The sequence below is a fragment of the Rhodocytophaga rosea genome, from assembly GCF_010119975.1.
In the GTDB taxonomy this organism is placed as follows: domain Bacteria; phylum Bacteroidota; class Bacteroidia; order Cytophagales; family 172606-1; genus Rhodocytophaga; species Rhodocytophaga rosea.
This window is the reverse complement of sequence record NZ_CP048222.1, coordinates 3225503-3245206: the sequence shown is the minus strand read 5'-3', so window position 1 is coordinate 3245206 and position 19704 is coordinate 3225503. Positions and strand designations below refer to the sequence as shown.

14 protein-coding genes are annotated in these 19704 nt (G+C 42.9%); 7 read left to right on the top strand and 7 right to left on the bottom strand.

The features are described 5' to 3' along the window. Window positions 1-393: 393 nt before the first annotated feature. Window positions 394-2385 (bottom strand): PAS domain-containing protein, encoded by a 1992-nt coding sequence (locus GXP67_RS13595; RefSeq protein ID WP_162443613.1) that lies wholly within the window; start codon window positions 2383-2385, stop codon window positions 394-396. Between the two features lie 146 nt (window positions 2386-2531). Between GXP67_RS13595 and GXP67_RS13590 the strand changes: the two genes are divergently transcribed. The 5 genes from GXP67_RS13590 (at window position 2532) to GXP67_RS13570 (ending at window position 6982) form a co-directional block, all read left to right on the top strand. After that, on the top strand, window positions 2532-2948 hold the full coding sequence (locus GXP67_RS13590) for a DUF6787 family protein (protein WP_232065205.1): 417 nt from the start codon (window positions 2532-2534) through the stop codon (window positions 2946-2948). A 109-nt stretch (window positions 2949-3057) separates the two neighbouring features. After that, complete coding sequence (locus GXP67_RS13585; protein WP_162443612.1) at window positions 3058-5460, top strand: heavy metal translocating P-type ATPase; 2403 nt, start codon at window positions 3058-3060, stop codon at window positions 5458-5460. Between the two features lie 123 nt (window positions 5461-5583). Next, on the top strand, window positions 5584-5751 hold the full coding sequence (gene ccoS, locus GXP67_RS13580) for a cbb3-type cytochrome oxidase assembly protein CcoS (RefSeq protein ID WP_162443611.1): 168 nt from the start codon (window positions 5584-5586) through the stop codon (window positions 5749-5751). A gap of 2 nt (window positions 5752-5753) precedes the next feature. Further along, window positions 5754-6074: a cupin domain-containing protein gene (locus GXP67_RS13575; protein ID WP_162443610.1), complete on the top strand. Its 321-nt coding sequence runs from the start codon at window positions 5754-5756 to the stop codon at window positions 6072-6074. Window positions 6075-6106: 32 nt separating this feature from the next. After that, window positions 6107-6982: a CPBP family intramembrane glutamic endopeptidase gene (locus tag GXP67_RS13570; RefSeq protein ID WP_162443609.1), complete on the top strand. Its 876-nt coding sequence runs from the start codon at window positions 6107-6109 to the stop codon at window positions 6980-6982. Window positions 6983-6984: 2 nt separating this feature from the next. On the opposite strand, the gene GXP67_RS13565 is transcribed toward GXP67_RS13570, so the two are convergent. The 4 genes from GXP67_RS13565 to GXP67_RS13550 form a co-directional block, all read right to left on the bottom strand. Continuing rightward, window positions 6985-8001, bottom strand: a complete 1017-nt coding sequence (locus GXP67_RS13565; protein WP_162443608.1) for an inositol monophosphatase family protein — start codon at window positions 7999-8001, stop codon at window positions 6985-6987. Between the two features lie 138 nt (window positions 8002-8139). Next, window positions 8140-9177, bottom strand: coding sequence for a galactose-1-phosphate uridylyltransferase (gene galT / locus GXP67_RS13560; RefSeq protein WP_162443607.1), 1038 nt, complete (start codon window positions 9175-9177; stop codon window positions 8140-8142). 158 nt (window positions 9178-9335) lie between these two features. Next, on the bottom strand, window positions 9336-10190 hold the full coding sequence (locus GXP67_RS13555) for an alpha/beta fold hydrolase (RefSeq protein ID WP_162443606.1): 855 nt from the start codon (window positions 10188-10190) through the stop codon (window positions 9336-9338). Between the two features lie 200 nt (window positions 10191-10390). Then, the gene (locus GXP67_RS13550) at window positions 10391-10999 is read right to left on the bottom strand and encodes a Hint domain-containing protein (protein ID WP_162443605.1); all 609 of its coding nucleotides are present in this window, start codon (window positions 10997-10999) and stop codon (window positions 10391-10393) included. A gap of 257 nt (window positions 11000-11256) precedes the next feature. Between GXP67_RS13550 and GXP67_RS13545 the strand changes: the two genes are divergently transcribed. Continuing rightward, window positions 11257-12900 carry a TldD/PmbA family protein gene (locus GXP67_RS13545; RefSeq protein ID WP_162443604.1) on the top strand — a complete coding sequence of 548 codons (1644 nt, stop codon included), beginning with the start codon at window positions 11257-11259 and terminating at the stop codon, window positions 12898-12900. 72 nt (window positions 12901-12972) lie between these two features. Beyond that, entirely contained in the window at window positions 12973-14304 is a 1332-nt protein-coding gene (locus GXP67_RS13540; RefSeq protein WP_162443603.1) for a TldD/PmbA family protein, read from the top strand. A gap of 93 nt (window positions 14305-14397) precedes the next feature. Here the strand turns inward: GXP67_RS13540 and GXP67_RS13535 are convergent, their stop codons facing one another. Both GXP67_RS13535 and GXP67_RS13530 read right to left on the bottom strand, forming a co-directional pair. Then, window positions 14398-16125, bottom strand: coding sequence for a RagB/SusD family nutrient uptake outer membrane protein (locus GXP67_RS13535; protein ID WP_162443602.1), 1728 nt, complete (start codon window positions 16123-16125; stop codon window positions 14398-14400). A 38-nt stretch (window positions 16126-16163) separates the two neighbouring features. Continuing rightward, a complete protein-coding gene (locus GXP67_RS13530) occupies window positions 16164-19427 on the bottom strand; it encodes a SusC/RagA family TonB-linked outer membrane protein (protein ID WP_162443601.1) in 3264 nt (1087 codons plus the stop codon). Between the last annotated feature and the right edge of the window lie 277 nt (window positions 19428-19704).

Sequence of the window (19704 nt, the reverse complement as noted above, 5' to 3'; positions counted from 1 at the left end):
AATAAAATTAATAATAATATAAATTTTAAGAAATTTTTATACGAAATTTGCAAAATAATGTAAAGTATATTAGTTTTGTATCATCCAATTAGGAAACACACACTGTAGGGTGATGAAATTGGCAGACGTGCCCTCCTGTCTCGGGGGTGGAGGTAAGGGATAAACGTAGCTTAACGGGTTGACCACTAATCAATTTTGAGCTATGGCTAACTGCTCCGTGAAGGTTCGAGCCCTTCTCCTACAGCAATTTAATAATTTATTTGGTTTTTAGTTTGTTGATGAAGTGTAAGGTGCGCACCGGAGTGGTTAACCGGTGCGTTTTCTTTTATCAAAATATAAAAAAGGCTTCTCATATTTTGAGGAGCCTTTTTCTTTGACTGAGTATTTTTACTTTTACGCTGAAACTATCTTCGAATTTATTATTTCCTGGTGCTCTTTCTGAGCCGTAATATCAAAGCGGACTCCGATATATTTTACAGGTCTTCCCATTTCATTCAAAACAGGAGTAATGGTGGCAGCTACCCAATAGTGCGAACCATCTTTGGCCCGGTTTTTAACCTCTCCCTGCCACACCCTGCCTTTGGAAATGGTAGCCCATAAGTCATCGAATAGAGAGGCTGGCATATCCGGGTGACGTACGATGCTTTGTTTCTGACCTATTAATTCTTCCCGGCTGTATTTGGCCAGGCGGCAAAATTCATCATTCACAAAAATGATATTGCCTTTTAGGTCCACTTCTGATACAATAGCGGCATTATTAAGCGCTGCAATCTGACCATCGAGTTCTACCTGTTTACGGGTCATTTCTTCCTGAATAGCAGTCAGTTCTTCCATGTTCTGGCGTAATTCTTCTTCCTGTGCCTGTAATTCTTCAGCCGAAGTTTGCAGCTGTACAAAATCTTCTTTAATCTGATCCTCCTGATCTTTCTGGGCCGTAATATCGAAACGTACGCCAATATATTTCACGGGACGGCCATGTTCATTCAAAACAGGAGTAATGGTGGCAGCTACCCAATAGTGCGAACCATCTTTGGCCCGGTTTTTAACTTCACCTTTCCATACTTTTCCTTTGGTAATAGTCGCCCATAAATCTATAAACACTTCGGCTGGCATATCCGGATGGCGTACGATACTCTGTTTCTGGCCAATTAACTCTTCGCTGGTATATTTAGCCATCCGGCAAAACTCGTCGTTAGCAAAAATGATATTGCCTTTTAAGTCTACTTCCGATACTATAGCTGCATGGTTGAGCGCCGCAATCTGGCCGGAAAGTTCTATCTGTTTGCGTCCCATCTCTTCCTGAATGGCAGAAAGTTCTTCCATATTCTGTCGCATTTCTTCTTCCTGGGCTCGCAGTTGTTCAGCCTGTCGCTGCGAGGATTCCAGAAGATGTTTTGTTCGCTCATTGATTTTAGCATTGGCAATGGTAGACGCTATATTTTCTGAGATCTTTTCAATAAACTGAATTTGATAGGGAAGCATTTGCTGGAAAGAAGCCAGTTCGATCACGCCTTCGAAAGTATCATTCACCTGTATGGGTACGAGAAGAATACTCCTTGGAGTTGCTTCTCCTAATCCGGATGTAATATGTACATACTCGGCTGGTACATCGGTCATATAAATAGTATCCTTTTCCAGATATACTTGTCCGACGAGACCTTCGCCAATATCAATACGTTTCTTGAGGTGTTTTTTCTTCTGGTAGGCATAACAAGCTGCTAATTCTAGATGAATATCTTCTGTATTCTCATTATTTACAATGAATAATCCGCCCTGGTTTGCATTCATATAGCTGACTAATTGCGAAATGATTTTATGGCTTAGTTCATCTATGTTGTGGATAGAACGCAGAATTTCAGCAAAAACAGCCACTCCTTCATTTACCCAGCTCCGTTGCTGGCTTTCCTCGGAAACATGCAGGAGTTTGTCCCGCATTTGTATCAATACATTTCCCAGCACATCCTGCTTGCTGACTGGTGTAAATTCAACATCCAGTTTTCCTTCTCCAATACTAGTGGCAAACAGGGAAGCTTCCTGAATATTAGTAGATAATTGCTGCATAGCTATTGTTATTTCGCCGATTTCATGGGTAGCAGATATGTTGGGTTGTATTGAGGTATTACCCTGAGCCATTTGATGGATGCTGTGTTGTAACTGCTGCAAGGGTTTAAAAAGAAAAGCAGGAAAGGCCCAACATGTGAAAACAAGCAATACGACAGGTAATAGTGTCCCCACCAATAAGCCAGTTTGTAACATGGTTTTGTTTTGAAACCACTCATCTATATACAATAAAGCAGCTATTCCTGAAAGGATAATGATTCCTAGCAGAAGAGTAAAAAGAAGGTATATGGTTTTCAATTTAATTCTGGTAAAGTGTGTGTTCATAATGCTATAGTTTATCTGAAAAGTGTGTATGCACTATTTCAAAACTAAAAAGCACCATTGCAGGAAAATATGATAATAATCATCTGGAATACTGATTGATTTTCAACTTACTGTGGGCAAACAAGCACTTGTAACCTGATAAAAACATGACCAATATCAATTTCCGGAGTGATGCACCTCATGGAAAAATACAAGCACAGGTGGCAACTTTACATCCAGTAAAACAATCAGATATGACAAACGAGAGGCAAAAACCAAGCTTTATAAACCGCCTGAAAGAAAAATGGGGCGTTCAATCAGCGATACAAGTACTATTAATTATTCTGGTATTCAGCCTGGCAGGCAGTACTGCCGTATTCCTGCGGAAATCCTTTTTTGAATTAATCGGCATTACTGAACATACCGCTTTCTGGCTGAAAACCATCGTCTATATTCTTTTCCTGTTTCCTACTTACCAGGCTTTATTACTCATATACGGGGCTTTGCTGGGGCAATTCAAATTTTTCTGGGCCAAAGAACGCAAGATGTTGCTGGCTGTCAGAAAATTAGTCATTGGTCAATAGTCAATAGGGTTGAAAGCTTACTTACTCAGACTCGTTTTTAATGGTTTACGATCAACATTATACTAACAACCATTAACGAACAACTAACAACTTGATTGGCCATTCACCTATGGAAACCTTAATTGCCGAAGATATAAAATGCCACCACTGCGGAGATACTTGTCCGGATACCAGTATACACCTGGAAGCCGACAAGTTTTTTTGCTGTGAAGGCTGCAAAACTGTGTACGAAATCTTGTCGGAGAACGGCATGTGTTCGTATTACGATCTTTCCAAAAATCCTGGTATCACCCTGAAAGGAAAGAATTTTGGCAGTAAGTATGCCTATCTGAGCAACCAGGAAATCGCCCAGTCATTGCTTAATTATGCCAGCGAAAACTTAAATAAAATTACTTTTTATATTCCTACCATCCATTGTAGTTCCTGTATCTGGCTGCTGGAAAACCTATATAAGCTCCGGAAAGGAATTTCTGTATCGAGGGTAAATTTCATGAAAAAAGAGCTGGCCATCAGCTTTAATCCTACTATACTCTCTCTGCAAAAAGTAGTAGAATTACTGGCCACACTCGGCTATGCTCCTGAAATCAGCCTGGAAGAATATACCAACAAAACCCAGGAGAAAACCAGTTACAGTATTTTCCTGAAAATGGGTATTGTTGGTTTCTGTACCGGCAATATCATGCTGCTCAGCTTTCCGGAGTATTTTGGCCTGGATGACGTAATGGAAAGCGGGCACAAACAATATTTTACCTGGCTGAATGTAGTATTATCGCTGCCTGTATTTTTTTATGGGGCTTCTGGCTATTTTATTTCAGCCTGGCAATCGTTGCGGGAAAAGGTGATTAACCTGGATGTTCCTATTTCCATCGGTATTACTGCATTGTTTGGCAGAAGCCTGTACGAAACGCTAAGTGGCGTTGGTCCTGGATACTGGGATAGCCTGGCTGGATTGATTTTCTTTTTATTGATCGGCAAGTGGCTGCAAAACAAAACCTATGAAAATCTATCGTTTGAGCGCAAGTATACTTCCTATTTTCCGCTGGCAGCTACCATTCTGAAAAATGGCCAGGAAGAAAGTATACCGGTATCGCAATTAAAAACAGGTGATACACTTATTATCCGGAACCGTGAACTGATTCCGGCGGATAGTTTGCTTGTGAGTACTACTGCTCAGATAGATTATAGCTTTGTAACCGGCGAAGCAGAACCAGTAGAGAAAAAAGCCAGCGATTATATATATGCCGGTGGCCGCCAGGTAGGAACGAATATTGAGCTTACAGTTCAAAAACCAGTTTCGCAAAGTTATCTTACCCAGCTGTGGAATAATGAGGCGTTTGCCAAAGAAAAAACTACACCTGTTACTAAGCTGGCTGCCAATTTTGCCCGCTATTTCACCTATATTACGTTAAGTATTGCTATTCTTGCCGCTATCTTCTGGTTTTTTGTAGACAAATCCCTGATGTGGAATGCCTTTACAGCGGTTCTGATTGTCGCTTGTCCCTGTGCTTTGTCGCTGTCTATGCCTTTTACCATGGAAAACACCATGCGTATCTTCGGTAAAAACGGGGTATATGTAAAAAATCCTGGTGTCATTCAGCACCTGGCTACCATCCGCCACATGGTTTTTGATAAAACAGGTACACTTACGCAAAATAAAGAAGCAGGCGTATCTTTCGTTGGAAACCCACTTACAGCAGAAGAAAAACAAGCGATACCTTCGCTTACCGCACACTCTACCCATCCGCTCAGCCGGAAAATAAGCAAGTATTTATCAGAAAACACTGCTCTTGAACCCTCTATATTTCAGGAAAAAACCGGTAAAGGAATAGAAGGTGTAATAAACGGTCAGATAATCCGGTTAGGTTCAGCGAGTTTTGTGCCTATTCCGGAGAAAGACAAAGCAGTTGGGGTTTCCAGAGTTTATGTGGCTGTCAATGGTGTATACAAAGGGTATTTCCAGTTTGATGTTCGTTACCGCCAGGGTTTACAGCAAGTGCTGGAGAAACTGAAATCTACATACAAACTCTCTTTGCTGTCCGGCGACCATCCGGTGGATGTGCCTTTGTTACAACCGCTGTTTGGTAATAGTAATCTGCATTTTGAACAAAGTCCTTCTGATAAGCTTCGATATATTGCCCAGTTGCAGGCCAAAGGCGAAAAAGTACTGATGGCTGGTGATGGGTTGAATGATGCTGGTGCCTTAAAACAAAGTGATGTAGGACTGGTACTGACAGAAGATGTACATGCGTTTTTCCCGGCCTGCGATGTATTAATGGATGCCAAGCAATTCAGCCGCTTGCCTGATTTTATCCGCTTCAGCCAGACGAGTGTGAACATTGTAAAAGTGAGTTTCCTGCTTTCGCTGGTATATAATTTTATAGGCATTAGCCTGGCGGTTTCCGGAAGTCTTTCTCCAGTATTTGCAGCCATCTTTATGCCCTTGAGTTCGATGTCGGTAGTAGGTTTTGCAGTAGGAGTGAGCAGCCTGTATGCCAGGTTCAGGAAGTTATAAGTATAGTATTGAGTATTGAGTATTGAGTATCAAGTACTAAGTATGAAAAAGTAAGAATTAAGCCTTTAGAAGTGCGCAATAATTATCCGTTTTCAATTGTCCATTATCAATTATTGTAAGAATATGTCAGTCATTTTAGTATTAGTCACCTTAAGTATGATTGTAGCCGGGAGTTTTCTGGGGGCTTTTATCTGGGCAATGAAAAGCGGCCAATATGAAGATACCTATTCTCCATCGGTGCGGATGTTATTTGAGGACAAGAAAGAAGAAAGTTCACATAAACAAGTATAACCATGAAAGCTACCTTAGCTATTGCCCGGGAAGAACGGGCCTTAGTGGCACCTGTATCACAAGTAAATCAGGCGCTAAAACCTCATGTTATTTTTGAAAGAGGAAACATGCAGGCCGTAAGTCTGCTCCTGAAAAAAGGACAATTATTCCAGGATAACACTTCTCCGGCAGATATGGTCATTATGATGATGGATGGACAAGTTACCATCACGACCGATCAGTACGAATATCCATTGCTTTCTAAAGAGATTATCCGCATCCCTCCTTATGGTACGTTCTCATTACAGGCAGACAGAGACAGCAAAATTGTAGTATTACAGTAACAAGCACTTATAAGTATTTTAAAGGCTCCATCATGAAAAACCGGGAACAAACATACTGGTTGCCTATAGCTTGTTTTATCGCCTTAGCGTATGCACTATCATGGCTGATCTGGTTTCCATTGTATGCATCTAAATTAGGAATACAAGGATTGCCAATTCTACCCTATCATCATGCTTTGGGCGCTATAGGACCATTTGCTGCGGCGTTCATTACTACATATATATTTCATAAAGAAAATGGCGTACAAGAATTAATCAGCCGTTTGTTCAGATGGAAAGTCGGTATACAATGGCATCTCATTGTCTGGCTGGGGCCTTTTGTGTTATTGGTATTGGCTCTATTTATAGAATCTTTTTCTCAAGGAAAAGCTATTGAACTCTCTGGCATAGGCATTTCCAGGGAATTTCCTAAATTTGGACTTATTGTGTTTACGTTGTATAATATTTTCTCTTTTGGATACGGCGAAGAAACAGGATGGCGTGGTTTTTTATTGCCGAGGTTACAAAGCAGATATGATGCGTTATGGGGAAGTATCATACTTACCTTTATCTGGGCCGGCTGGCATATTCCTCTGTTTTTGTACCGTCCGGGGTACACCAGCATGGAAATGGCTGATAGTATTGGCTGGCTGTTAAGTTTATTTACCGGCAGTATTCTATTAACCTGGATATTTAATTCCACCAGAGGCAGCATTATCATTGTAAGTATCTTTCATGCGATCATTGATGTAGCTTTCACCTCAACAGCAGCACAGGGAGAGATTAGCAATTATATGGGAATGCTCATTACCGTTTGGGCTATTATTATTCTCTGGATGTATAAACCGAAGAATATATCAGATAAACCAGCTTTTGTTATTTCTACACCCGCAAAACAGAGTGTAGAAAAATCGACTGAACGGGTATAAGGTTATTCCAGCAAACCGTATTTCCTTAACAGGTGTTGTAATACAGGTTCTACTTCTGCCCGGATGTGCTGGTTGGCATAACCAATCCAGTCTACTGCCGATAACACATCTAGTGGTGCATCCAGTCTCTGGCCATATACATCGGTGATGATCATTCCGGCTTCACTACCGATCATTTTTGTGCAAATATCATAGGGATGGCACACATGTCCAGGGCGCTTGCCTTCCTTCTCCAGTTTTTTGTACAGAATATAGCGGATGTCGGCTATAAAACGGTCATGGCCCATCAGCATTTCGTAGAGCTGACCGCCAGTGGAAATATACTGGTCTTCAAAAATCACCGCTTTGCCAGCCGGAATATCCGGAGCAAGGGTTTCTATCAGTTCGTCTTCAATTTTAGCCAACAAATCTCTTCCGGGAGGAAAAAACCGGGCAATCTGGGAAAACCCGCCAATAATGGTTTTTGATTTGGAAGGGCTGATCTCCCGTTTGGTAATATCGTTATTGATTAAATTCCTGGTATAGCCATAAGCACCTTTTCCGCGAATGGCCCACAGCGTATCGCTTAAAATACTCCGGGAAGTGGGAAGTTCCGTCATGACAGCTACTTCTACATCTATCAGTGAAGTGGCTACGCCTTTATTGGGAGCAGCCGCTGCCAGAAAAAATGCAGAACGTTTATCATACATAATGCCCCTGGTCCCATCAATTGGGTCCATAATCATGCGGAGGGCGGCTGATTCTGCACGTTTGCCTTTCGGCAATACTACGCCATTGGTGTTTTCTCCGATACCTTCAGCAACCAGTACGATTCCATTTAAAACTCTGGCATTTTTCTCCAGAATAGGAACCAGAATTTCTTCTACGTCCCGGTCGATCTGGTAAATGGTATCGTCGTCGCCTTCTTTATATATCGCACTCCGCTGTTCTACCGTCTGTTCTTGTAATGAACGGTGAACTTTCCGGCAAACGGCTTCTCCAATTTCAATTAATACATCCCTGATAAAGCTATGATTCATAGGTGAGTGGTGAGTTAGTCCAGTTGTTATGGGTCAATTGTACTTCATTGACCATAAGATTGTTGATAAAAAGGCCGGTAAGGTAATGAAAAGATGTGTAACTATTAAAACCTTTAGCTTTCACATATTTGCCTTATTTTACATTCCGGGCAACATCACATTCCGTAAGGCGGCGGCTTTTTCTTCCGGCATGGTGTCTGCCATAAAATTACCCCCTCCAATTTCCGGTCCTGCCAAAAACTTAATCAATCCTGGCTGGCGCAAGGGAGGCAGAATAGATAAATGCAAGTGATATTCCGGATACAAACTTCCGTCTACCGGTGCTTGCTGCACACTCATGACGTAGGGAAAACTCATTTCAAACAGCGCATCATACCGCCAGATCACCTCCTGAAATACAGCTGCCAGATCGTAAAGTTCTGCATCTGACATTGTAATGAGTGTGGCATGGCGTTTTTTGGGAAAAATCATCATTTCGTAAGCATACCGGGCAAAAAATGGAATAAATGCAATAGCACCCTTATTTTCAGCAACAACTCGTAATCCTTCCTGCTGTTCATTTTCGATGATCTGCTCAAAAATATTCTGGCTAGTATCTGTTTGGTGCTGCTGGGCAACCTGCAAATGCTGTTCGGTATGCTTAAATACAAAGTCAGTGGCATAAATCTGGCAATGCGGATGCGGATTCGATACACCACTTAATTCTCCTTTGTTTTCGAAAATAAGCACATGATTAATAGCCGGATTGTCGTAAAATTCCTGCATCTGCGAACGCCAGGCTATAAATACATTGGTTACTTGTTTGGTATCTACCTCAGCCAGACTTACATTGTGCCTCGGATCATAACAAACGACTCTGGCGATACCTTCTGCTTTTGCCCGTTTATATAAACTATTGCCACTGATTTGTCTGGATGGATCAATTTCAGGCGCTTGGCTGCCTACTACCGGATGATCGTTGTCGAAAATAAAAATTCCGGTATAATCCGGATTCTGTCCGCCATGAATGCGCTTGTTTCCCGGACATAAATAACAAGAGGAATCATAGGCTGGAGTTACCTTTTTTTCAAGCGTAGAAGCACCAGTGTTCCAGGGGCGGGAATTCCGGTGAGCGGCATATACCACCCATTCCTGACGGAGTGGATGCCATCTTTTTTCCCATTTTTCTTCAAACATAGCTGCAAAATACTGTCTTTTACTAACATCTGAATAAATAAAAGAAATGAATTTTACACCTGGTTGCATCCTTTATCTTCGATGAAAAACATAGAATGAGGAAAACAAAATCGCCCTGCGAAAAAAGCAAGGCGATTGAGATATATTATAGTAAGATATTAATAGGCAGAAGCGGTTGAAGGCTGGGAAGCTGGTGCTTTGATGAATGCCAGTAAATCCTGATTCAGCCGTTCTTTTTCTGTGAGATAGAATCCGTGAGGGGCACCATCGTATACAATATATTTCGCACCCGGAATCATTTTGGCAGATTGGTTACCAGAAGCTTCGATGGGAACTGTCTGGTCGGCACTGCCATGAATGATAAGCGTAGGCACATCTACCTTAGGCATATCCAGGCGGAAATCAGTCATGCCGAAAGAACGTACACAATCAATAGTAGCTCTGGGAGACGCATGTAAAGCCAATACTCTGCACCAGTCTAACATTTCCTGGCTCACCGGATGGCTCAGCAGACTTACCCCAAAGAATTGTTTACCAAAATCAGCCAGAAAAGCAGGACGATCTTCCCTGATTTTTTCAATCATGCCATTAAATACTTCCTGAGGTGCTCCATTGGGATTGTCAGCGGTTTTGAGCAGGAAAGGAGTAACTGCCCCTAGCAATACGGCTTTGGAAACTCTGGCACTGCCATATTTGCTCAAATAGCGAACTACTTCTCCACCGCCCATCGAAAAGCCAACTAAGGTAACATCATTCAAATCCAATTCTTCCAGTACGGCTTTTAAGTCATCGGCCAACGTATTATAATCGTAACCTTGCCAGGGTTTAGAAGATTTTCCGAAGCCACGGCGGTCATAAGCGATACAGCGCAAGCCTTGTTGAGGCAGTTCGGTCAGCTGGGCTTCCCACATTTCGTGGCTTAAAGGCCATCCATGTATCAGAACCACTGGCTGTCCAGTTCCCCAATCTTCATAAAATAAATTTACGCCGGATGCAGTTTTAATGTAACTCATAGGTTGAAGGGTTTTGGTTTGAAATATGATAACTAAACGCTTCTAAAGCAGCTATGTTTACGAATGTTGCAAGAAAAATACGAAGTAATGTTAGTTGAGAGATTTCCAATGATGGAATATTGCAGTATAAATCCAAGGCTTCTGTCACTTATACAATGACAAAATTATTTTGAATTGCACCTGGTTGAGTAAGCATAAGCTCAATTACCCAGCACTACCACACCAGTGGCAAGGTAATTCTGCTTGTCTGTCAGTAACTGATAGGAAGTAGTGGCAGGTTGTTGGTTCACACTAACGCCATACACACTGTATAAGTGAAAACGTCTGGAGGTTTCTTCATAACAATATATCTTATCGCCTTCCTGCAATTGTCCAGCTTCTTTTTTACCCCATTGCGTCAGCAGCGACTGGGTAAAGTCTGCCTGGAGTATAATGCCGAGTGTTCCGCCATTCAACTGTAAAGAAGCCGTTAATTCTTCCAATACCAGCATTACGGATACTGTAGCCTGATGTTCGCCCGGATGAGATTGTTTAGAAAGCACTACTGTAGATACGAGTTGTTCAATGGCCGGGTCATAGGCTGCAACTATATCTCCTGCCTGAATATGCTCTACCCGTTTTTCACTGCCATCGGCCAGCATAATGAATGAGCCTTCCGGAATACCTCCACCACTTGGTAATTCTCCATTGGTGTGTATTTGCTGGGCAACGGAGGGATTTGAAAATACAGAGGCAACATATACTAAAAAAATAATGCAAACGGATTTGCACAGAGAACAGGCAATAGGAGTAAAATTGCTTAAAGTCATAAGAAGTTAGGCTAGTAAGATGGATGTAAGATATTTCCTGATAATGTATGTATACAATCTACAAAATTTATGTAAATCATACACAGATGAAAAATTATTTTCAGAAGTTAGATATACCCTAAACCGGCTATAATTTCGAAATAAAAGCGTTTGAGTAGATATATTTATAATAATATATTTTAAGTTCCCCTCAAAATTACATATTATTAAAGCTTCATTTATTTTTATCAACAAACCCACTATAAGAGGAGGATATCTTGAAAAGACGTGATTTTATTCAATTAACAGGTCTGGGTACAGGAGCTATTCTTCTGCCTAACCACCTGTTCGGTCAAAGCATTTCACCGGAAGAGATGCTGCAAAAGGTGGATGTTGTTCAGAAAAAAAGGCTGGCGGATGCCGCACTGAATGCAGCCAAATCGAAAGGCGCTACCTATGCTGATGTCCGGATTGGCCGCTACCTGAACCAGTTTATCATAACCAGAGAAAAACAAGTTCAGAACATCACCAACACAGAATCGTATGGCGTAGGGATCAGGGTGATTGCCAGTGGAACCTGGGGTTTTGCCGCTACCAGCGATGTAAGTGAGAAGGGAATTGCCAAAGCAGCCGAACAGGCAGTAGCGATTGCCAAAGCCAATGCCAAAGTGCAGAAAGAACCAGTTGTGCTGGCACCGGTAAAAGGGGTAGGAGAAGTAAGCTGGAAAACGCCTATTAAAAAGAATGCCTTTGAAATACCCATCGCTGAAAAAGTAGAGCTGATGCTCCGGGCAAATGCCAGGGCATTAGAAGGGGGAGCTAGCTTTGTAAATTCACAGCTTTTCCAGATCAACGAACAAAAATATTTTGCCTCCACTGATGGCTCCTATATAGACCAGGATGTTCACCGCATCTGGCCAAACTTTGGGGTAACCTGTGTAGACCGTACTTCAGGAAAATTCCGTACGAGGCAAGCGCTGAGTGCACCCAGAGGAATGGGCTACGAATACCTGGATGGCGATCCGAAAGAGAAAATTGCAGGCCCGGCCGGAACAGGTATTTTCGGGTATAAAAATTCTTACGACATGGTGGAAGATGCAACTGCTGCTGCCCGTCAGGCCAAAGAAAAACTTACCGCCAAATCTGTAGAAGCCGGAAAATATACGATGGTGCTTGATCCAGATCACCTGGGATTAACCATACACGAATCAGTAGGCCACCCCACAGAGCTGGATAGAGTACTCGGCTATGAAGCCAATTATGCTGGAACCAGTTTCGCTACCCTCGACAAATGGAAAACCAAAACTTTCCAGTATGGCAGTAAACTCGTGAACATTTTTGCTGATAAAACACAGACCGGTTCTCTGGGTGCAGTTGCCTACGATGATGAAGGGGTAAAAACCAAACGCTGGGATGTGATCAAAGATGGAGTGTTAGTGAATTACCAGGCGATACGGGATCAGGCGGCAATGATCGGCGAAAAAGAATCGCATGGCTGTTGCTATGCTGACCACTGGAGTTCGGTACAATTTCAGCGGATGCCTAATATTTCCCTGGCTCCCGGCAAGGAAAAATACTCCGTAGATGATATGATTAAAGATGTGGATAAGGGCATTTACATTGCCGGACGGGGTTCGTTCTCTATTGATCAGCAACGGTATAATTTCCAGTTTGGCGGTACGCTATTTTATGAGATCAGCAAAGGAAAAATTGTGGGCCCGCTGGAGGATGTAGCTTATCAGGCCAATACACAGGAATTCTGGAACTCCTGCGCTAAAATATGCGATGAAAGCGATTACCGGTTATTTGGTTCTTTCTTCGATGGAAAAGGCCAGCCTTCGCAGGTAAGTGCGGTTTCTCATGGCAGTGCGACCACCCGTTTCGATGGAATTAATGTGATCAACACCGCAAGGAAAATTTAAAGTGTAGAGCACTGTTATGCGAACTATACGGTTCAAATCCACTAATAATAACCAACAACGAACTACGAAATTATGGCAATACTAACGCAGGAAGAAGCACAGGCTATTTTAAAGAAGGCACTGGGTTATTCCACCGCAAATGAATGTGAACTCAATCTCAATGGAAATGTAGGCGGAAATATCCGGTATGCACGCAACTCGGTGTCTACCAGTGGTATGGATAACGATACATCCCTGGTCGTTACTTCTTATTTTGGGAAAAAATCTGGTACGGCTACCATCAATGAATTCGACGATGCTTCGCTGCAAAAAGTAGTACGCCGCTCCGAGGAACTGGCCAAACTAGCTCCTGAAGATCCGGAGTATCTGCCTCTGTTGGGTCCACAAACCTATAAAACTTCACCGGCTTATATAGAAACTACCGCTAATATTACTCCTGACTTCCGGGCAGATGCAGCCATGAAAAGTATTGAACCTGCCGTGGCTAAAAATGTGCAGGCAGCAGGCTTTTTGCAGGATGCGGCTACTTTTTCTGCTATGCTCAATTCCAAAGGCTTGTTTGCTTATTCCCGGCAGACAGGCGTTACATTTTCTGTTACCATGCGTACCACAGACGGAACCGGATCAGGCTATGCGACCAGCGATTTTAATGATGTAAGCAAACTGGATACAGCGGCTACCTCTCAAATCGCCATTGCCAAAGCCAGTTCTTCTACTGGTGCCAAAGCTATTGAACCAGGAAAATATACGGTGATACTCGAACCAGCCGCACTGCTCTCCAATACGGATGCCAGTTTACTAGGCGCTTTATTTAACAGCATGGATGCCCGTACTGCCGACGAAGGCCGGAGTTTTTTGAGTAAAAAAGGAGGCGGCAACAAGCTAGGTGAAAAAATGTTCGACGAGCGGATTACTGTCTATTCAGATCCGACTCATCCGGAAGTACCGGATGCTACCTGGTCTGGCGATGGAAGGCCACAGGAGAAAATAACCTGGATTGAAAAGGGCGTGGTAAAAAATCTGTATTCTTCCCGCTACTGGGCCGAAAATAAGAAGATCAAATCTATTCCACCTCCGGCTAACTTTATTATGGAAGGGGGTACAGAAACCATAGAAGATATGATCCGGAGTACTCCCAGAGGTATTTTGGTTACCCGGTTCTGGTACATTCGCTCGGTAGATCCACAAACGCTGCTCTATACCGGCCTTACGAGGGATGGTACATTTTTTATTGAAAATGGAAAGATCAAACACCCGATTAAAAATTTCCGCTTCAACGAAAGCCCTATTATTATGCTCAATAACTTAGAAGCTTTAGGTAAACCGCAACGTATCAGCGGTAATCTGGTTCCACCTATGAAAATCCGGGACTTTACCTTTACCAGTCTTTCCGATGCTGTATAATACTCGGCCTGCATCAGGAATACTTTTTACTCAAAAAACAAAAGCCTTTGAACAATCAAGTTCAAAGGCTTTTGTTTACTGGTTATTAAGATATTAATACTGTGGATTCTGCACCAGGGTAGGTTGCCCGTTCACAGTACTGTTCAGAATTTCCTGTAATGGGATTGGGAAGTATTCATGCTTGCCCTTTACAAACTGAACACCTTTCAGATACGGACGTTTATTGCCTTCTACGGCATAATAGGCATTCAGCGTTTCAGCCGCAATTCCCCAGCGTACCAGATCGAACCGGCGGTGTCCTTCCATGCCAAACTCCAGCCTTTGTTCAAATTGTACGGCTTTTCTGGCGGTGGCCTGATCTGCCCAAGGGTCAGTATACTGATTGATTACATAATTGGCGGCAGGGGTTCCATCTGCTTTCTTCACAAACCCATCCGGATTAGCTGCTCTTGCTCTGATCTGATTAACATAACCTCTGGCGGCTTCCAGATTATTTAGTTCCACCTCAATTTCAGCCAGCCATAGTAATACGTGAGAGTAGCGGATCATGCGGTAATTATTGGCATTTAAACGGGGGTTGCTTGCAAATGTATTGGTTCCCACATCCGAACGGTACATCACGTGTTTTTTTGGAGAATATGGCCCGCCATATGCCTGGTCACGCACATACACTTTACCAGGATGCACACCCCAATCCAGGAATGGGATGCCACGTCTGCCCACAGTCCAGTCCAGGCGCGGATCGAGTGTACCTGCGTAAGGAGTAAAGTTAAGATTGGTAGACTCAATGCCCTGATCGCTGGTAACATCTGCAGCATTGAAGGTATCCAGCATAGGCAAGCCATTCTCTGTTTTAAAGGCATTCACTAAATTTTGCGAGGGCTGAAAGAAACCGCAGCAGGTAGTTACGCCACCACCACCATACGGATAATTCAAGGTAGAACCAATGTTCCCATTTTCGCCGCCCGAGGCCCCATCATTTACAGAATACTGGATTTCAAAAATAGATTCTATATTATTATTGGTAACCGCTTTGAAACTATCATGGTATCTATCAGCTAATTTATACTGGCCACTGGCTACAATAGCTTCCAGAATGGTTTTGGCTTCTGCATATTTTTTCTGGAATAAATAGGCTTTGGCTAAGGTAGCACCCGCAGCCCATTTGGTTGCCCGACCCTTTTGAGTCTGGGTAGTAGGAAGCGTTTCATAAGCAAGTTTCAGGTCTTCTTCAATTTTAGGCCAGATGTCAGTGCTATTTGGCACCTTGGTACTCTCCAGGTTATTGGGATCATACACTACTTCGTCGATATAGGGCACATTGTTATACATCTTCTTCAATTCAAAATGGTAATGGCCTCTTAAAAACCTGGCTTCTGCTATGATCTGCTGCCGTTCTGCATCGGTTACATCAGCCGCTTTTGGCAAGATCTGCAATACGTCGTTGGTACGGGCAATTCCATCATACATCCCCCGCCATTTACCCCGGAAATACACATTATCAGAAGCAATGCTGTGCTGTTCGATTAAGGAAATGGGCGGCTGATCACCGGCAATGGTGCCTTTATAGGCATCATCGGATGCGACACTGCCATATACCCAGTTATCGGCACCCACCTGGTAAGAACGGTAAGCTCCTTCGGCGGTTGCCCATCCATCGAGCAAGGAATAGGCTCCTACCAGAAGGGAGTTAACCCCATTTTTATTTTGTAAAGTAGAACTGCTAAGTGCGGCTTTCGGATTCACATCCAGAAACTTATCTGAGCAACTACTGAATATGCTCAGGAAGAAGGCACTTGTGATTATTGCTATTTTTTTCATCTCTTTATAATTTTTATTTACCGTATAAATAAGATTGATTAGAAACTAACATTTAAACCAATGATATACTGTTTGGCTACCGGATAAGATCCTCCATCTACCCCAATCTGGCGGTCGTTTCCTGAATTGTAGTTTCGCAAATTGATTTCCGGGTCCATCCCTGAATATTTGGTAAAGGTGAATAGATTCTGTCCCTGAATGTATAGTCTGGTGGCACCCAAGCCTATTTTAGAGATCAGCCCTACAGGCAGGTTATAGGTTAACTGGATGTTTTTAAAGCGGAAATACGATCCATCTTCCAGATAATAAGTAGAAGGAAGAATACTTACCTGATCACTGGAAGTCAATTGTGGCAGAATAGCATCGGTTTTGCCAGGTCTCCAGGAATCATACAACATGCGGTGGCTTCTGTTGCCGGCAAAAGTTGGGAAATCAGTCCAGTATTTTACATAATTAAATATCTGGTTGCCCTGAACCCCTTGTCCGAAAAGGGTTAAACCAAAGCTTTTATAATTTACGCTTACATTAATACCATAGGTAAAATCAGGATGGGGATTGCCGATAATCGACAGATCTTTGGTATCAATCACATTATCTCCATTGATGTCTTTGAAAATAAACCGGCCGGCTTTGTTCTGATTGGTTCCCAGGTTATTTACCGGAGCAGCCGCCGCTTCATCATCCGACTGGAAAATACCATCGAGGGTATAGCCAAAGAAAGAAGAAATAGGGAAACCCTGCTGGGTTACCACAAAGTTCTGGATACGTTCGTCGTTAATTCCAAAATACTGGGTATTGGGATTGCCGGTTGTTTTGGTTACTTCGTTGCGGTAGGTACTAAAATTAGCGCCGATTGTATACGTAAGCTCATTATCCAGCGCATCGCCATAATAATTCACCCCAATGTCAACACCCCGGTTGCGCATTGAGCCAATATTCTGGAATGGAGCCGTAGCTACCCCCGAAGTAAGAGGGGCTTGTACGGGAAACAACATATCGCTGGTTGTGCGGGTATACCAGTCGAAAGTAGCCTCAACTTTATTGTTGAATAATGAAACATCCAGCCCTAGGTTGGTGGAAGTAGTGGTTTCCCATTTTGCTCTGGCATTACCAAATTGCGTTAACTCATAGCCTGGTACCGCAGAAGTACGGGAACCATTCAGGTCATAAAAAGAGGTAATTGGGTTGGTAGAGAAAATAGTAAAGGCATTGTAGTTACCAATTTCCTGGTTACCGGTTTGTCCCCAGCCAGCTCTTAATTTACCCCGGCTTAGAAATGAACTCAGTCCGGAAGCAAATCCTTCCTGGGAAAATACCCATCCGGCACTCACAGCTGGGAAAACGGCCACCCGGAACTGGGGTGCAAACCTGGAAGAACGGTCCCGGCGCATAGTACCTTCTAATAAGTATTTATCCGCGAAGGCATAGTTTACTTTGGCAAATTCTGAAGCCAATGCCCAGTTAGAAGCACCTCCGTTATTGGTTTGTACCCCTGTACCCCCACTCAGATACCGGTTTTCAATATCATCGGAAGCAAAGTTAGTCCGGGAAGCATCAAATGATTCGAAATAATCCTTAATGGATTCTGTTCCCACCAAAAAGTTAAACCGGTGGGCATCTCCCAGATTGAGGTTATAGGTTAAGGTATTATACCAGGTCCAGGTCCATTCATAGTTATTGCTGGTTTGTAAACTATTAGACCCTCTGGATTCAGCAGATTCTATATCCCGGATGGTATAATTCCGGAAGTTGAACAGGTTATAGTCGATACCGAAACTGGTTTTGGCGGTTAAGTTTTTCAGAATGTCTATCTCTGCATACGCATTTCCAAACAAGCGGACTTCTTTCTGTTTATTATCCTTATTGCGCCACAAATCGCCTACCGGCTGACGGGAGTTATCAAGGTCTGTTCCTCTGGTTCCGGCAAAAGTTGTTCCCGATACATCATATACAGGTACAATAGGCTGAATCCGGAAGGCAAACGAAACTGGGTTACTTTCATTGCTGTTGCCATTTGGTTGCCCTACTCTTTCGCTATACCCTACCTGGAAATTTTCGCCTACCCGGATGCGTTTGGTAATATTAAACTCTGTGTTGGCCCGCAAAGAATAGCGTTTGAAATTGGTATATTTCATAATACCCTGCTGATCGAAGTAGTTTACAGACATGGCATACCGTCCGGTTTCGTTTCCGCCGGAAACACCCAGCTGATGATTCTGGATAGGAGCAGGATTAAAAATTTCATCCAGCCAGTTGGTGCCTTCTTTATTGGCTTTGGTAATCAGGAATTTAGTTTTATTAAAATCCGGACCATCAATATTATTGCTGTAATTTATATAATTGCCATTGGCATCCTGGGCTACCCTGGGATCATCGGCAGAGGCACCAGCGGGAAAAATATAGTCAGGAATTTGCGGAGTGGGTCCGTTGCCAAACTGGGCATGTATCGGATTGCCATTCGGGCCTACTGCGCCTGCATTAATCCGGGATTCCCATACCAGTTGTGCATATTCCTGGGTATTGAGCAGATCGAGGAATTTTCCTGGCCGCTGGGTGCCATAATACGTATCATAGGTAAATACTGGTTTCCCCACTTTTCCTTTTTTAGTCGTAATAATCACTACCCCATTTCCTGCACGGGAACCATAAATAGAAGACGCAGACGCATCTTTGAGAATCTGCATGGATTCTATGTCATTTAGGTTAAGGGTATTTAAATTACCTTTGGTTGGAACACCATCAATTACATAGAGAGGTGAGTTATCGTTGATAGTTCCAAAACCCCGGATACGCACCATTACCCCACCACCAGGGCTGTTTTCATTCCCTACGGTTACCCCGGCTACTCTGCCCTGCATGGCTTGTCCCAGGTTGGTAGAAGGTGTAGAAAGCAGTTGTTTAGAATCAATCGTGGCTACGGCACCGGTAATATCCTTTTTAGACTGGGAACCATATCCGGTTACTACTACTTCCTGCAATGTTTTTACATCCGGAATTAGCTGTACGTCAATACTGCTACGCGTACCAACAGCTACCTCCAGGGTGGTAAAACCTATGTAGCTGAATACCAGGGTGGAATTATTTTCGGGCACAGCTAAACTGTACGTTCCATTGGCATCTGTAACGGTACCGGTGGTAGAACCTTTTACAGTTACGTTTACACCGGGCAATTCACTGGCATCTTCCTGAGAGGTTACTTTACCTGATATAGTTCTGCTCTGGGCATAAGCTACTACAGAAAAGATAGACAGTACAACAGTCAGAGCGAGTCTGCTGAGAGGAATTGGAAAAATTCTTTTCATAAAATTTTGGTTTGGTTAAGTGAATAAGAATTGAATTTTTAAGGGTATCAAAAGATTAGGTCAAGCAAGAGAAATAGGGCACTGGAATTAACTACTTGAACATAGAAAGATGGCGAGAACGGCCGTTTTTCCATTTATCTGGATTTAACTGGCTTTGTAAAAAATCAGGGCCAACAGCGAAAAGCCATCAAATCCATCGGATTATTCATTAAAAGATCTGTGCAATCAATACTAGGACTATTCAACCAGCCTTTTACACCAGATCATATTCAGATGA

Excerpts from the sequence above, each read along its gene's own strand:
- GXP67_RS13595 (WP_162443613.1), bottom strand. The coding sequence starts at position 2,385 with ATGAACACACACTTTACCAGAATTAAATTGAAAACCATATACCTTCTT.
- GXP67_RS13590 (WP_232065205.1), top strand. The coding sequence starts at position 2,532 with ATGACCAATATCAATTTCCGGAGTGATGCACCTCATGGAAAAATACAA.
- GXP67_RS13585 (WP_162443612.1), top strand. The coding sequence starts at position 3,058 with ATGGAAACCTTAATTGCCGAAGATATAAAATGCCACCACTGCGGAGAT.
- ccoS (WP_162443611.1), top strand. The coding sequence starts at position 5,584 with ATGTCAGTCATTTTAGTATTAGTCACCTTAAGTATGATTGTAGCCGGG.
- GXP67_RS13575 (WP_162443610.1), top strand. The coding sequence starts at position 5,754 with ATGAAAGCTACCTTAGCTATTGCCCGGGAAGAACGGGCCTTAGTGGCA.
- GXP67_RS13570 (WP_162443609.1), top strand. The coding sequence starts at position 6,107 with ATGAAAAACCGGGAACAAACATACTGGTTGCCTATAGCTTGTTTTATC.
- GXP67_RS13565 (WP_162443608.1), bottom strand. The coding sequence starts at position 8,001 with ATGAATCATAGCTTTATCAGGGATGTATTAATTGAAATTGGAGAAGCC.
- galT (WP_162443607.1), bottom strand. The coding sequence starts at position 9,177 with ATGTTTGAAGAAAAATGGGAAAAAAGATGGCATCCACTCCGTCAGGAA.
- GXP67_RS13555 (WP_162443606.1), bottom strand. The coding sequence starts at position 10,190 with ATGAGTTACATTAAAACTGCATCCGGCGTAAATTTATTTTATGAAGAT.
- GXP67_RS13550 (WP_162443605.1), bottom strand. The coding sequence starts at position 10,999 with ATGACTTTAAGCAATTTTACTCCTATTGCCTGTTCTCTGTGCAAATCC.
- GXP67_RS13540 (WP_162443603.1), top strand. The coding sequence starts at position 12,973 with ATGGCAATACTAACGCAGGAAGAAGCACAGGCTATTTTAAAGAAGGCA.
- GXP67_RS13535 (WP_162443602.1), bottom strand. The coding sequence starts at position 16,125 with ATGAAAAAAATAGCAATAATCACAAGTGCCTTCTTCCTGAGCATATTC.
- GXP67_RS13530 (WP_162443601.1), bottom strand. The coding sequence starts at position 19,427 with ATGAAAAGAATTTTTCCAATTCCTCTCAGCAGACTCGCTCTGACTGTT.